The organism is Victivallis sp. Marseille-Q1083 (assembly GCF_903645315.1).
In the GTDB taxonomy this organism is placed as follows: domain Bacteria; phylum Verrucomicrobiota; class Lentisphaeria; order Victivallales; family Victivallaceae; genus UMGS1518.
In genome coordinates, this window is the sequence record NZ_CAHJXL010000001.1 from 3,315,744 (window position 1) to 3,330,094 (window position 14,351).

A 14,351-nucleotide genomic window follows, 5' to 3' on the forward strand; every position below is an offset into this window, starting at 1 on the left:
AAATGGCGGTTTGCCATTTTGCCGGGTTGAACGGGGATGGTTTCAGGCCGGGGCGGCCTGCTTTTTTTGCCGGAGGGCCCGGTAGCGTCCCACCAGCTTTTTCACGCCGAAATAAGTCAGCGGCGTCATGATTGCCGTCAGCAGCAATCCGCCGAGGAAAAAGGCGATGACCAGTTCGCCGCCGATGCCCATCAGCGCCTGATAGCTCTGCTTTTCGAGCACTTCGGTGAAGGCCTGTTCGATCGAAGCCAAAGTGAGGCTGCCGCCCATCAGCCGGTTGCCCACCCAGCACTGCACCGGGTAGATGAGGAAGATCGTGAAGTGGTTCGTCAGCAGCGTGCCGAAGACGGCGCCGATCTTGCTGCCCTTGAGCAGAAAGGCGGTCGGGACCGACAGCAGCAATTGGAAGCCGAACGGAATCAGACAGCCGTAGAACATGCCGATGGCCCAGCCGCGGGCAATGTATTCGGCCGGCGCTTTTTCCTTGACCATCCGGACATAGAGGCGGACCAGGCTGCGCCGGAATCGTTGCATGAGAGTCATAAAATCACCTCCTGTCGGGTGGACGTTTTAGGTTCGGCGGCTGCCGGGACGGATTGTACGCGGATGGCCGGCACCCGTTCGATGATGTTGGTCAGGTGGCGGGAGACGGCGGTGAACTCGGTGAGGAGTTCGACGAAAATAATGCCGGTCACCGGTTGGCAGGTGCCTTTGTTCAGCCGGGCGATGTGATTGTCGGCGAATTTTTCCGCCAGGTGGAGAATCTCCGGCTCCCGGTCCTGAATCGGGCGCTCCCGGCGGTCGTCGATGGCCTGCAGGGCGGCGAACGCCTCCGCCGCCTGCCGGTTCAGCGCTTTGAAAATCTGCTTCAATTCCGCCGCGGCTTCCTTGCTTAAAGTGTTGCCGGATTCCTTGAGCCGCAAGGCCAGCCGGAACATGTTTCCCGCCCGGTCGGCGATCCGTTCGGCGTCGTTGGTGCAATGCATCAGCGGCGGAATGGCGGCGGACTGCGCCTCGGACAGTTCCCGCCGCATGATTTGCGAAAGGTACTCCATGATTTCCAACTGATAACGGTCGATGCGCCGCTCCTGCCGCTTGAGTGACGCGAATTGGCTTTTGTCGACCGCAAGCGGCAGGAAGTGTTCGAGGATGGTCCGCTGGACCATTTTCCAGGATTTCTTCAACATTTTCTGCAATGCGAGATCCGCCTGTTCAAGCGCCAGGGCCGGATTGTCCAGCAGGTGCGGCTCCAGCGACTGGTATTTGACTTTGCGGGTGCCGACCGGCAGCAGGTGCCGGCAGACGGCGGCCAGCGTGCCGACGAACGGCAGCAACAGGAGCGTGGTCAGCAGGTTGAACAGCGTATGGGCGTTGGCGATGTGGCGCGGCACGTTTTGCGGAAGGGCCGCGAAGGCGTCGCCGTTGGTCATCCAGTCGACCAGATAGAAGAAGACCGGGATGCCGCTGTCGCCCCAGCGGAACCAGAAGGTCGAGATGACGAGCAGGACGCCGAGGGTGTTGAACAGCGTATGGGCCAGCGCCGCCTGTTTGGCGACCCGGTTGGCCGGAATCGCCGCCAGTTGGGCGGTGATCGTCGTGCCGATATTCGAACCGAGCACCAGCGCCACCGCCGTATACAGATTGATCAGGCCGCTGGCGCCGAGGGCGATGATGACGCCGGTGGCGGCGGAACTGCTCTGAATGATCAGTGTGACCAATAAGCCGATGCCGATCGCTCCCAGCAGCGGGCCGAACGGGATGAACCCGTCGACCGGCGCACAGTCGAAGGTACGGAAAAATGCGATGAAAGACGGAAAGGTGCCGATTGATTTCAAATCGGCGCTCATCAGCGCCATGCCGAAAAAGAGCAGCCCGAAGCCGAGCACCGTGTCGCCCCAGCCGCGCAGCTTCTGCCAGGTGATGAACATCAGCAGCAGCCCGATGATGATCGCCGGCATCGCCAGGGCGCCGACGTCGAAGGCGACGATCTGGGCGGTGATCGTCGTGCCGATGTTGGCGCCGAAAATAATGCCGATCGACTGGGCCAGGCTGAGCAGTCCGGCGTTGACGAAACCGATCACCATCACCGTCGTCGCGCTCGAGGATTGAATGACCGCGGTGACCAGCGTGCCGGCCAGCACGGCGACGAAACGGTTGCCGGCGCAGAAATGCAGGATGCTGCGCATCCGTTCGCCGGCAATTTTGGTCAGGCCGTCGCTCATCAGTTTCATGCCGAAGACGAAAATCGCCAGGCCGCCCAGCACATTGATCAGCAGCGTGTAATAATTGATGGCAAGCACCCGGGCGGCGATGGAGCGCACCGGGTTGTCCAGTTCGCCGGTCGGCAGGTCGAAGCGGAGGGCTGCGGCGCCGGTGGTCGCCGGCAGGCGGAGTTCGGTGCTGGCTTCGCCGGTCTCGTCGGTCGTCAACGCCGTCACCTGCGGGTTTTCCGCCGTTCCGGTCGTCAGATAAACCGGCACGCCGGGCAGGGGGACGCCGGAAGCGTTGACCAGCTTGAGGCCGACCGGCTGCGGCAATAGGTTACCGGCCCGGCCTTCCTGTTCGACGCCGAGCAGTTGAACGCCGGTGACAAAGCGGACGGCGATGGCCTGCTCCGGGGCCGCTGCCGGAATGACCTTCAGATAATTGTCGCCGGTTTGGCGGCCGGCGGTGACGTCGAATCGGGCGAGCCCGCCGGCATCGGTCGTCGCTTCCGCTGCGGAAACCTGCAGATCGGAGCCGGCCGGGATTTCGATTTTCAGTTTCTGGCCGGCCAACGGAAGCGACCGGCCGTCATCGGCACGGATGTAGAGCGGTTGGGCGAACGGTTCTCCCGGCAGGGCGAACTGGTCGCCGCCGAGGAAAACCGTCAGATGCATCGATGCGGTTTTTGACTCCGAATTGCATCCGGCCGCGATCAGGCAGAGGATGAGAACGGGCCACGACCGGCGGATGAATTGCAGAAATCGGTTCATGCCGGGTTCTCCGGCGCCGCTTCGTAAAGCAGTTGTTCGACCTGGTCCAGCAGTTCGATGCTGCCCATCAGCATCAGGGTGTCGCCGCCGGCGAGGACGGTGTCACCCTGCGGCACCAGGAAACGGTCGTTGCGGCGGATCAGCAGGACCAGCGTGCCTTTGGGCAGGCCGATTTGGGCCAGTTCGATGTTTTCGGCCGGCGAACCCGGCGGAATGACGATTTCCCGGCTGACTTCGGAAAGGTTGCCGGTGTATTCGAATTGCAGCGGCAGCCGCGGCGTGCTTTTCAGCGGCGAATCCAGGTGCAGCAGCCGCGCCGCCGGCATCAGGCTCATCCCCTGGATGAAAACCGAAGTAAGCACGATGAAAAAGACGATGTGAAACATCAGATCGTCGTTGGCAATGCCGGCCATCAGCGGGAAGGTCGCCAGCATGATCGGTGCGCCGCCGCGCAGTCCGACCCAGGAGACCAGCGTCTTTTCCCGGATGGAATATTTGCTGCCGATCGTGCAGAGAAAGACCGCCAGCGGCCGGGCGATCAGCATCAGGAACACGGCGACGGCCAGTCCGATCCATTTGGCGCTCCACAATTTGGTTGGAAACGCCAGCAGGCCGAGCATCGTGAACAGCACCACCTGCATCAGCCAGGCGAGGCCGTCGTAAAAACGGCCGACGCCGTTGTGATAGATGAAATTTTTATTGCCCATCACCATGCCGGTGATGTAGACGGCCATGAAACCGTTGCCGTAGAGCAGTTCGGTCCCGGCAAAGGAAAACAATACCGTGGCCAGCGCGATGACATAGTAGAGGCCGTCGTATTCGAAATCGATTTTGTTGAACAGCCAGACCGCCAGCCGCCCGAAGAGATAGCCGAATCCGATGCCGAGCGACATTTTGAGCAGGAACATCGGCGCAATCACGGCGTAGCGCCAGAGTGGGGTCGGAATGCCGCTGGCCGCTTCGGCGGTGACGACGCCGAGCATGAAGATGGTTAAGAACGCGGCCATCGGGTCGTTGCTGCCCGATTCAAATTCGAGCAGCGGCTTGAGGTTGCCTTTCAAACTGACGCTGCGGGAGCGGAGGATGGAGAACACCGCCGCCGCGTCGGTCGAAGAGATGATCGAACCGAGCAGCAGGCACCAGGAGAGCGAGATGGCTTTGTCGGGAAACTGCCAGCGCAGAAAAAAGTAGGCGAAGATGCCGACGAAGAGGGCGGTGAGCAGTACGCCGAGGCTGGAGAGCAGGCCGCCGTAGCCCAGCACTTTTTTGACATTTTCCCATCGGGTGTCGAAGCCGCCGGAAAACAGGATGAACGCCATGGCGATGGAACCGACCACGTTGGCGAACGTGGCGTTGTCGAAGGCGATGCCGCCGATGCCTTCGGAACCGGCCAGCATGCCGATGCCGAGAAATACCAGCAGACAGGGCATGTTGATCCAGGACGACAGTTTACTGGCGCAGGCGCATAAGAAAATCAGGATACTCAGCACGGCCAGTGCATAATACATTTCCATTCAGAATTGTTCCTTTCGTAAGCCTGTCGACGGGCCTGCGGGGTTGCAGGAAAATCGCTTATCGGCAGGACGGCGGAGCCGCCGTCCGGAAGTCCGGCACGGAAAGTCGCCGGCGGTTCAGCATGAACCGGGACCCGCTCTGACCGGAATGCATTTATGCAGGGAAACGACATAACGCATCGCCTCCGAAGGAGGTCGGTGTCGGCCGCTTGCCGCAAGCGAAAAGGAAAAAAATGAGAAGATCAGTAAAGCGGAGAAAGTGAGATAAAACAGGAACGGATCGGACAGCTTGAACAAAGAACCGTGAAAATCGGATAGCCTCACCGCCGGCCGCAGCGACGGCAGGTAGGAGTGGAGCAGGCCGGGCCGGAGCGGTTCGCCGGTACCGGCAACCTCGAGTTGATTGCCGCCGGTGACGGCCTCCTCGACGGCCGGACCGGGAACAAGCGGCTCGCAATATCGGCAGATCCCCAGCATGGCGGCACCGCCGATGACGATGGCGGCCGCATACAGAATCAATGGAATAACTGAATTATGCCGCATGACAACTCCTCTTGAACGTTGTGCCGATATACCACGCCGCTGCCGCAAAGACCAATCCGGAACCTTGACTGGTACTGAAAAATCGGCAAGAAAACAACCAGGAATAAATGGCATCCCCACGGGGATTCGAACCCCGGTTGCCGGGATGAGAACCCGGTGTCCTAGGCCTCTAGACGATGGGGACCTGTTTTATACCGTTGCTCCTTTAAAATAGCCGAAAGGAAACAAAAGTCAATCGGTTCCGGCCGGAATTTCGTGAAAATTGACAATGTTCCGGATTTTGTGACGGGACGGGTGGTCTGACTCCGCCGCCGCGGTGCTTTTTTGATGTGCTTCCGGGGCGTACCCGGCCGCGGTCCGGCGGCGCGCGTTTGCAATTGGCCGCTTCGGAATGTAAATTACAGAATGATTATCGATCAGGGCCGCCAGAAAGGCCCGTCATGCTCCAATTACGAATCAGTCGAACAGGATAATGAATTGAAAATGAATGAAAACCCCGCCACCGTCCGCACCCGTTTCGCGCCCAGTCCTACCGGCTTCATGCACGTCGGCAATTTGCGTACCGCCCTTTACGCCTATCTGCTGGCCAGATCACAGGGCGGGCGTTTCGTCCTCCGGATTGAGGATACCGACCGGAACCGTTATATCGACGGTGCCGTGGAGGTCATTTTCGATACATTGCGCCAGGCCGGTCTGGAACATGACGAGGGGCCGGATGTCGGCGGCGAATATGGCCCTTATGTGCAGAGCGAACGCCAAAGCATCTACCGGCAGTATGCCGGGGAGCTGATTGCCAAAGGAGCGGCTTATTACTGTTTCTGCGAGAAAAATGAGCCGGAGGCCGCCGCCGGCCCGGAAGCGGTTTCCACCGGCTACGACGGCCGCTGCCGGAAGCTGTCCGCCGCCGAAGTCGAAGCCAATCTGGCGGCCGGCAAGCCCTGTGTCATCCGCCAGAAAATCGACCGGGAAGGCAGCACGACGTTCCACGACCTGGTTTTCGGCGAAATCACCATCGAAAACAAAGTGCTGGATGACCAGATCCTGCTGAAAAGCGACGGCATGCCGACGTACAATTTCGCCAATGTCGTCGACGATCATTTGATGCGCATCAGCCATGTCGTCCGCGGCGCGGAGTACCTGTCGTCCACGCCGAAATACAACTTGCTCTACCGGGCGTTCGGCTGGGAAATCCCGCAATATGTTCATCTGCCGCTGATCATGGGCAGAAATCCGGACGGGAGCATCGCCAAACTGTCCAAACGCCACGGTTCGGTCAGCTTTGAAAATCTGACGGCCGAAGGCTATCTGCCGGCGGCCATCGTCAACTACATTGCGCTGCTGGGCTGGTCGCCGAAAAATGACCGGGAACTCTTTTCGCTGGCGGAATTGCGGGAACTGTTCCAGGTCTCCGGTCTCAACAAGTCGCCGGCGGTGTTCGATTACGATAAATTGAAATGGATGAACGGCGAATACGTCAAAGCGCTGCCGTTCGAGGATTTCGTCCGGCTTGCCCGGCCGTATGCCCGGCTGGACGGCACCGTTCTCGCCGACCGCTGGCCGTCGATCGCCGGACTGCTGCATCAGCGGATCACCCTGTTCAGTGAAATTCCCGAAAAAATCCGTTTCCTGCTGGAAGTGCCGGAGTACGAGCTGGATTTGTACAACAATAAGAAGAGCAAATCCAATTGTGACGTCGCCCGGCGGTTGCTGCCGGAGCTGGTCGAACGGCTGGCGGCTTTGCCGGATTGGAATTACGAAGCGATTTCAGCGGCGATCGGCGAATATGCCGCCGCCAACGATTTGAAATTGAATCTGGTGATGTGGGCGCCGCGGATCGCGCTGGCCGGGCTGGCGGTGACGCCGGGAGGCGCGTTGGAAATCATGGAAATTCTCGGCCGTGAAGAGTCGCTGAAACGGCTGCGGTCCGGAATTGCCCGGCTGGAAAAAGCCTGATCGGGTTTGCGATTTTGGCGTCTTGCGCCGTGCACAAGTTTTTTTGCGTCAGCTATCCGTCCGCCGGGCCGCGTTAAGCCGCGGCCTGGCGGACAGTTTCTGAAAAATTTTCTTCTCAATTGTCCGAAGCGGCGGAATCAATGTTGAAAATAAGTTGTCTTAATCAACTTTGTGGTTTATTTTATAAACTTTATTTGGTTTTAAATGGACTTGGTTGTTGTGATACGGTTGACTGGCGGAGCTGTTGCAGTCTCGTTGGGTTGATCGGTAAAAAATTCCAATTTGCCATGGGAAAGGGGTTGTAAAAGTTTGATTGGGATATATATTTTACAAAAGGGATTATTATGATTTTATTTTGCGGGAAATCAAAGCTTTGGAGCGAGAAAGATGAATATTGCCACTCATACCCAGAACGGGATTGTCATTCTGGAAATCAATGGACGGTTGGACGCGGAACATGCGGAAATTCTGAAAAATGAATTTCGTAAACTGATTCCGGCCAATTCGAAGTTTATTCTGGATTTGTCCGGCATGGATTATCTGGACAGCACCGGGCTGGGCGCCATCGTTTTCTGCCTTAAAAGCTGCGGCGAGCACGGCGGCGTGCTGAAGTTGGCCAATCTGACCGACAAGCCCCGCATCATCTTTGAGATTACCCGGGCTTACAAAATTTTCGATATTTACGACAATCTGGATGCCGCTCTCGCCGCAATGTAATGCGGCGTGGGAAATGGCGGTGTCATGAAAATCAGCGTCGTAATTCGTTCCCACAATGATCAACGACATATTGCCGAAACCATGCGCCGGCTGCAAGCGCAGCAGGGTGTCGATTTTGAATTATACAATATTGACGATCATTCCACCGACGGCACCTTGGAGATCATCCGTTCGTTCAACGTTCCGGAGCGTATCGTCTGCTGGCCGGCGCCGTATGTGCCCGGCGCCGTTCTGAATGCCGCGGCGCGGCTGGTGCCGGGCGATGTCGTCGTCTTCAACAATGCCGACTGCCGGCCGCTGGACGACCGTTTCCTGGCCCGGCTGATGGCGCCGTTTCCGGCGACGGGCGAGTCGAAGCTCGCCGCCGTTTTTGCCAATCAGCGGCCGCGTCCCGACGCCCGGCCGCTGATCCGCAAAGATTACGAACGGGCTTTCGGCGATGGGAAAATCGCCGCTTCCTGGCGTCATTTTTTCTCACTGGCCGCGGCGGCGATGCCGCGGCAGTTGCTGCTCCATTACCCGTTCGACGAGACGTTGCAGTATTCCGAGGATATCGAATGGTCCTGGCGGTTGCGGCAGCGCGGTTTCGGGATCCGCTACGTGCCGGAGGCTCTGGTGGAGCATTCGCACAACTATACGTTGGCGGAATGCCGGAAACGTTTTTACAACGAGGGAGTGGCGGAATACCGCATTTTCGGTGAGCCGGCCCGTCTCTGGCGTTCCTGGCTGCTGCCCTGCGCTGGCGAGCTGCTTCGCGACTTCAGCTATCTGCTCCGGCATGGTCAATTGCATAAACTGCCTTATGAGTTCGGTTTCCGGCTGGTGCAGCGCCGGGCGGCTTATTGCGGCCGGCGCGACGCCGAACGCCGGGACAGGGGGTAGGAACGATGCGACCGGGCCGTATCCTCGTGCTTTCCGATATCGGCGGCTTTCACGGCGGCGTGGAGAACTTTATTTTTCGGGCGGCCAAGGCTTTGCGGCCGGCCGGTTTCGTCTTTGACGGCCTCTTTGGCCGGCCCGGACTGGAGCCGGAGCGTTTTGCCGGTGTTTTCGACCGGGTCGCCTATGGCGGCACTGCCGCCGGAGAACTGGCCGGCCGGGCCGATCTGCTGTGGGTGCACAAAACTTCCGATCACCGGCTCTGGCAATTTCTGCGGCGCCGGCTGCCGGATTTCGTCTACGTTCACGACCATGACTACTACTGCCTGCGGCGTCATAAATATTTTCCGTGGCGGAGCAATTGTCCGTTGCCGGCCAACCGGTTCCATTGTTACGCTTGCGCCCTGGCGGGCCGCCGGGCCGACGGCCGTTTCGGGCTGCCGGATTGGCGCGGTTTCCAGCAGCGCCTGCAGACTGCCGCCGCCGCCCGCCTGTTGCTGGCCGGTTCCGATTTTATGCTGGACAATTTGCGCCGCAACCATTTCCCGCCGCAAAAGCTCCATAAATTATCGCCGCTGGTCGATATCGGCGAGGGCGCGATGGATTGGAGCGGGCGCCGTCCGGATGGTATTCCGCTGATTTTGTATGTCGGCCAACTGTTGCGCGGCAAGGGGGTGGGGTTGCTGCTGGAGGCGGCCCGGTGGCTGCGGACGCCCTGCCGGTTGCGGCTGGTCGGCCGCGGCAACGCGCTGCCGCAGTTGCAGCAACTGGCCGCCGGAGTGCCGTCGCGCTGCCAGGTGGAATTTGTCGATTTTACCGCCGAATTGGCGCCGCACTATGCGGCCGCGACGGTGGCGGTATTTCCCTCCTGCTGGCCGGAACCGTTCGGCATGGCCGGCCCGGAAGCGATGGCGCACGGTTTACCGGTGGTCGCCTGCCGGGTCGGCGGCGTGCCGGAGTGGCTGCAGGACGGCCGCAACGGGCTGCTCGTGCCGCCGGGCCGGCCGCGGCTGTTGGCGGCCGCGCTCGACCGGCTGCTGGAAGATCCGGCGCTGGCCGGACAGTTGGGACGTCAGGCCGGCGAGGAGATGCGGCGATTTACGGCGGCCGGTTTTGCCGGGCGTTTTCTGGCGTTGCCCGAACCGCGAAGCCGGGAGGAGTGAAACGCATGGCGCGTCTTTTTTTCAGTGCCTGCGGTTTTGACGGCGGGCGTTCCGGCATTTCCGTTTATATGCAGCAGGTGTTGCTGCGTCTGGTTGAAAATCACCAGGTGACGGTGCTGGCGGATGCCGCCGATCTGCCGTTGCTGCCCCGGCACCCGCAACTGCATTACCGGCGGTTGCCGGCCGGCTGCCGGAGGCCGTTGTGGAATATGCTTTATCATCTGTTCTGGCTGCCGTGGCTGGTTTCGCCGCGGAAATACGATTGCCTGCTGCTGCCGGCCGCCAACCGCCGGGCTTGTTTTTTTCATCGCCTTTTCACCATTGCCGTCGTACACGACCTGTCGCAATACCATGTCGAGGCCAAATACGACTGCTTTCGGATGTTCTATATCAAATACCTGCTGCCTCATGCCGTTCGGCTGGCCGATGTCGTCGTTGCCATCAGCGGTTCCACCCGTGACGATCTGATCCGTTACTGGCGGGTAGCGCCGGCGGCCATCCGCGTCAATTACAACGGTTTTGACCGCCGGACGTTCCATGCCGGTATTTCGGCCCGAATGGTTGCCGATGCCAAGAGCGCCTGCGGCATCGATGGCGACTATCTGCTCTATATCTCCCGGATCGAACATCCCGGCAAAAATCACCTCCGGCTGATCCAGGCTTATGAAAAATTGCCGGCCGACTTGCGGGCGCGTTATTTGCTGGTGCTCGGCGGCGGCCGGTGGAACGGGGCCGACGCGGTTTTGGCGTATGCGGCGAACTCGCCGTGCCGCGATCGCATCCGGTTCATCGGCTTCGTGCCGAACGAAGCGTTGCCCGGCCTGTATCGCGGCGCGGCGTTGTATGTGTTTCCCTCGCTGTTCGAGGGGTTCGGTCTGTCGATTCCGGAAGCGATGGCCTGCGAAGTGCCGGTCGCCTGCTCCAACAATTCGTCGCTCGGTGAAATTGCCGGCGACGGCGCCCGGCAGTTCGATCCTTGCGATGTCGACGCGATTGCCGGGGCGATCCGGGAAGTCTTGTGCGATCAGAGCTTGCGTGAGCGTCTGCGCGACAATGCGGCGCGGCGTTTGGAGCTGTTCGACTGGGACCGGCATGTGCGGCTGCTGAATGAGCTGATCGAATTGCAGCGTTTGGCCGGGTCGGGAAAACCGGGCAACCGGTCGGCGGTAAAAACAAATAAGTTTATGGTAAGTAACCAAAAAAGTTATCGCTGGCGCCGATGCGTCGAAACGTTGCTGGCGGCATTTTTCTATCTGGTTCTGACCTTGCCGCTGGTGCTGCTGTTGAGCGTGCGCCGGCTGCTGACCGGCGAGGCTGTTTTCGAAACCCGCCATATTTTCGGCCGCAACGGAGTTCCGACCACCGTCCATTATCTGAGGTCCCGTTATCACTGGATTCATGCGGCCGGATTGTTCGGCAGCGTGCTGTGCGGCAAACTCAATTTATTCGGCGTTTCGATGCGCGATTGTCGGTCGGAAGAACGCACGCCGGGCGACGCGGTGCTGTTCGGCGAGGCGCCGGGCGTGTTCAATCTTTACTTCATCCGCCGCAGCAACCGCCTGACCCATGTCGACCGTCTGACGCTGGAGCAGGAGTATCTGCAGCACAAATCGTGGCGCAATGACTTCGGCTTGCTGGCCCGTTCTTTTCCGGCGTTGCTGTTTCGTTCCGGCGATGAACGGCTCGAAAACAGCAATCGCCTGCTCGGCATTCGCTATGATAATTTTTCCATGTCCGAGGCGCTGGAGGCGGTCACCCGGGCTATCGAACGGAAGCAGGCGGTCAAAATTGCCTTTGTCAATGCAGATTGTTTCAATCAGGCATGGAAAAATCAAAAGTACCATGCTATATTGTCAACCTATGAGTTTATTTTTCCAGATGGTATCGGTTTGGTGATCGCCGGAAAATTGATCCGGCGTCCGCTGAAGGCCAATATCAACGGGACGGATATGCTGCCGTTCCTCTGCCGATTGGCGGAGGAAAAAGGATTTTCTTTTTATTTTTTGGGAGCGGCCCCGGGAGTGGCAGAAAAGATGAGTGCAAATTTGCAGAAACAATATCCACGCTTGCGGATTGCCGGCTGGCGTGACGGCTTTTTCGCCGGTCCGGAGGCGGAAAAGGCGGCGGTGGCCGAAATAGCCCGTTGCCGGCCGGATTTGCTGCTGGTGGCGATGGGCGTGCCGCGCCAGGAAACGTTCATCGCCGCACATTGGCCGGAGTTGCATTGTCAGGTAGCGATGGGAGTGGGCGGTCTGTTCGACTTTTATTCCGGCAATATACCGCGGGCGCCGCTGTGGCTGCGGGAAATCGGTATGGAGTGGGCGTTCCGGCTCTATCAGGAGCCGTTCCGGCTGTTTAAACGGTATGTCATCGGCAACCCGTTGTTTTTGTGGCGGGTGGTCCGTTTCGGGGAAAAATATCATGACTGAATATCAACAACCCAATCATAAATTGCGAAAAGAACTGATCAATCTGTTGCTGGAGCGGGCCTCTTACGCCCAGGGCGACTATCCGCGCCGGAAAGTGAAATTATGGCACTTCACCGTCGGCAGCGCTTACCTGTTGAAACGGACCTTCGATCTGGTTCTGTGCATCGTCGGGTTGATCGTGCTGTCGCCGCTGCTGGCGGTCATCGCGTTGTGGATCAAACTGGATTCAGCCGGGCCGATCATTTACACCCAGACCCGGGTCGGCAAAAACGGCCGCCACTTTCATTTCTATAAATTCCGTTCGATGTATACCGACGCCGACCAGCGGCGGGCGGAACTGGCCGGCGCCAATGAATCGGCCGACGGGGTGCTTTTCAAGATGAAGAACGATCCGCGCATCACCCGTTCCGGCCGTTTCCTGCGGAAATTCAGCCTCGACGAACTGCCGCAGTTGTTCAACGTCATTCTTGGCGACATGAGTCTGGTCGGTCCGCGGCCGCCGCTGCCTTCGGAAGTGGCACTGTATACGCTTGAGGACCGCAAACGGCTGCATATCACGCCGGGGATCACCGGCTTATGGCAGGTGTCCGGCCGCAGTGATTTGCCGTTCAAACAGCAGGTGGAGTTGGACAAGGCCTACATTCAGAGTCAATCGTTCGGGCAGGATTTGCTGATTTTATTGAAAACCATTCCGGCGGTATTGACCGGCCGCGGCGCTTATTAGCCGGCAGCAGTGAAGAGGAGAGTTTATTGCGATGAAATGTCTGATCAATTGCCCGGCGGCCGCGGTTGCCTGGGTTGAACGTTTTTTTCCGGGCAGTCCGGCTTATCTGATCAAAATTGCCAATAAGCCGTATCTGGAATACCTGATTGACTTCTGCGTTTTCCTGGGGATCCGGGAAATCCGGATCATCACCGACGCGCCGGACCGCCGGATTCAGGAGTATTTCGGCGACGGTTTGCGCTGGAATGTCGCCATCCACTATGCGACGACCCAGAACGGCATGGATTTGTTGTCGATCAAACAGCAGAATCTCGGTATGGCCGGCACCGACTCGTTGCTGGTGCTGCACGGTTTTTTCTGGCTGAATTACGACAAACGGAATATTCAGCCGCTCGCCATTGCGCCGGACCGGGTGATGGCGGAGCAGTTGCCCGATGGGTTCGGCATGCGTCTGGTCGGCCGGCTGAACGATTCGGAGGCGTTCTGGCGGGCCGACCAGACGCCGGAGCCGTTGACCGGTTATGTCGAACCGCTGTCCTCCATCCAGGAATTCTACCGGCGCAACCTGGCGTTGGTCTACGGAGAGGCGGAACGTTACGTGATGCCGAGTTACAACAATACTCCGCAGATCTACATCGGCAGCAACGTCGCCATTCCGCGCAGCGCCGAACTGAGTGCGCCGTTGATGCTGGGCAGTTCCATTCAGCTCGGCGATGATGTCAAAATCGGACCGGGCGCGATCATCGGGGACAGCTCCTACATCGACAGCGACGCCCAGATCATCGACAGCATCGTCATGGGCAACTCCTATGTCGGTTACAATCTGGAGCTGAAAGGCAAAATCATCTATCGCAATCTGGTCATCGAGCCGGACAGTGAAAGTATTCTGGACATCGTCGATGAATTTCTGCTGACGCCGCTGGAGCCGAGCGAAAAACGGAAATTCTGCAGCCTGGTGCAGCGCGGAATCGCGTTGCTGTTGTTTCTGGTTCTGCTGCTGCCGTTCTGCCTGTTGCGTCCGTTTCTGAAGGTGCACAGCACGCCGACGGATTGTTTTTTCGACCGCAACCGGCGGAAAAAAATTCATCTGAGATTGTACGTCAAGCCGGCGCGGAGTTTTGCCGGGCGTTATTTCCGCAAGTTGAGTCTGGACCGCTTTCACCTGCTGCCGCTGGTCTGGCGGGGGGAATTGCGGTTGGTCGGCAATCGGATCTATGAGGCCAGTCCGGAGAATTTCCAGCGATTGCAGCAGTTTCCGGATTATGCGCCCGGCATTTTTTCCTTTTGCGAGATGCTGGACCACGAGCGGGACCCGATCCAGAGTGAAATCGACGAGCTTTATTATATTTATCATGCGTCGTTCCGGTTCAACTGGATGATTCTGCGGCGTACGCTGTTGCGGAATCTGTTGAAGAGGCAGTGAAAGACGAAGTGTTGTAACCTTGGAAATATGT

At 58.9% G+C, this 14,351-nt stretch carries 11 protein-coding genes and 1 tRNA gene; 7 read left to right on the forward strand and 5 right to left on the reverse strand.

All coding sequences use genetic code 11. The features are described from left to right. Window positions 1–42 precede the first annotated feature (42 nt). The 5 genes from HWX74_RS13675 to HWX74_RS13695 all read right to left on the reverse strand — a co-directional run bounded on the left by HWX74_RS13675 (window position 43) and on the right by HWX74_RS13695 (window position 5,216). Complete coding sequence (locus tag HWX74_RS13675) at window positions 43–543, reverse strand: DUF2062 domain-containing protein (RefSeq protein ID WP_176014063.1); 501 nt, start codon at window positions 541–543, stop codon at window positions 43–45. Next, on the reverse strand, window positions 540–2,975 hold the full coding sequence (locus HWX74_RS13680; RefSeq protein ID WP_176014064.1) for a Na/Pi symporter: 2,436 nt from the start codon (window positions 2,973–2,975) through the stop codon (window positions 540–542). Before HWX74_RS13680 ends, HWX74_RS13675 begins: the two co-directional genes overlap by 4 nt. Further along, window positions 2,972–4,489 (reverse strand): potassium/proton antiporter, encoded by a 1,518-nt coding sequence (locus HWX74_RS13685; RefSeq protein ID WP_176014065.1) that lies wholly within the window; start codon window positions 4,487–4,489, stop codon window positions 2,972–2,974. Before HWX74_RS13685 ends, HWX74_RS13680 begins: the two co-directional genes overlap by 4 nt. Before the next feature lie 117 nt (window positions 4,490–4,606). After that, a complete protein-coding gene (locus tag HWX74_RS13690; RefSeq protein ID WP_176014066.1) occupies window positions 4,607–5,032 on the reverse strand; it encodes a hypothetical protein in 426 nt (141 codons plus the stop codon). A gap of 108 nt (window positions 5,033–5,140) precedes the next feature. Continuing rightward, window positions 5,141–5,216 (reverse strand) — tRNA-Glu (locus tag HWX74_RS13695). A gap of 299 nt (window positions 5,217–5,515) precedes the next feature. Here HWX74_RS13695 and gltX point away from each other — a divergent pair. From gltX to HWX74_RS13730, 7 genes are all read left to right on the forward strand, one after another. Next, a complete protein-coding gene (gene gltX / locus HWX74_RS13700) occupies window positions 5,516–6,985 on the forward strand; it encodes a glutamate--tRNA ligase (RefSeq protein WP_176014067.1) in 1,470 nt (489 codons plus the stop codon). Between the two features lie 387 nt (window positions 6,986–7,372). After that, window positions 7,373–7,702, forward strand: coding sequence for an STAS domain-containing protein (locus HWX74_RS13705; protein ID WP_176014068.1), 330 nt, complete (start codon window positions 7,373–7,375; stop codon window positions 7,700–7,702). A gap of 24 nt (window positions 7,703–7,726) precedes the next feature. Then, on the forward strand, window positions 7,727–8,584 hold the full coding sequence (locus HWX74_RS13710; protein ID WP_176014069.1) for a glycosyltransferase family 2 protein: 858 nt from the start codon (window positions 7,727–7,729) through the stop codon (window positions 8,582–8,584). 5 nt (window positions 8,585–8,589) lie between these two features. Continuing rightward, a complete protein-coding gene (locus HWX74_RS13715) occupies window positions 8,590–9,744 on the forward strand; it encodes a glycosyltransferase family 4 protein (protein WP_176014070.1) in 1,155 nt (384 codons plus the stop codon). A 5-nt stretch (window positions 9,745–9,749) separates the two neighbouring features. Beyond that, on the forward strand, window positions 9,750–12,173 hold the full coding sequence (locus tag HWX74_RS13720; protein ID WP_176014071.1) for a WecB/TagA/CpsF family glycosyltransferase: 2,424 nt from the start codon (window positions 9,750–9,752) through the stop codon (window positions 12,171–12,173). After that, window positions 12,166–12,897, forward strand: a complete 732-nt coding sequence (locus HWX74_RS13725) for a sugar transferase (protein WP_176014072.1) — start codon at window positions 12,166–12,168, stop codon at window positions 12,895–12,897. Before HWX74_RS13720 ends, HWX74_RS13725 begins: the two co-directional genes overlap by 8 nt. 31 nt (window positions 12,898–12,928) lie before the next feature. After that, window positions 12,929–14,320 carry an NDP-sugar synthase gene (locus tag HWX74_RS13730; protein WP_176014073.1) on the forward strand — a complete coding sequence of 464 codons (1,392 nt, stop codon included), beginning with the start codon at window positions 12,929–12,931 and terminating at the stop codon, window positions 14,318–14,320. Window positions 14,321–14,351 lie beyond the last annotated feature (31 nt).

Coding starts and splice junctions, on each gene's coding strand:
- HWX74_RS13720 (WP_176014071.1), top strand. CDS start 9,750: ATGGCGCGTCTTTTTTTCAGTGCCTGCGGTTTTGACGGCGGGCGTTCC.
- HWX74_RS13725 (WP_176014072.1), top strand. CDS start 12,166: ATGACTGAATATCAACAACCCAATCATAAATTGCGAAAAGAACTGATC.
- gltX (WP_176014067.1), top strand. CDS start 5,516: ATGAATGAAAACCCCGCCACCGTCCGCACCCGTTTCGCGCCCAGTCCT.
- HWX74_RS13680 (WP_176014064.1), bottom strand. CDS start 2,975: ATGAACCGATTTCTGCAATTCATCCGCCGGTCGTGGCCCGTTCTCATC.
- HWX74_RS13685 (WP_176014065.1), bottom strand. CDS start 4,489: ATGGAAATGTATTATGCACTGGCCGTGCTGAGTATCCTGATTTTCTTA.
- HWX74_RS13690 (WP_176014066.1), bottom strand. CDS start 5,032: ATGCGGCATAATTCAGTTATTCCATTGATTCTGTATGCGGCCGCCATC.
- HWX74_RS13710 (WP_176014069.1), top strand. CDS start 7,727: ATGAAAATCAGCGTCGTAATTCGTTCCCACAATGATCAACGACATATT.
- HWX74_RS13675 (WP_176014063.1), bottom strand. CDS start 543: ATGACTCTCATGCAACGATTCCGGCGCAGCCTGGTCCGCCTCTATGTC.
- HWX74_RS13715 (WP_176014070.1), top strand. CDS start 8,590: ATGCGACCGGGCCGTATCCTCGTGCTTTCCGATATCGGCGGCTTTCAC.
- HWX74_RS13705 (WP_176014068.1), top strand. CDS start 7,373: ATGAATATTGCCACTCATACCCAGAACGGGATTGTCATTCTGGAAATC.
- HWX74_RS13730 (WP_176014073.1), top strand. CDS start 12,929: ATGAAATGTCTGATCAATTGCCCGGCGGCCGCGGTTGCCTGGGTTGAA.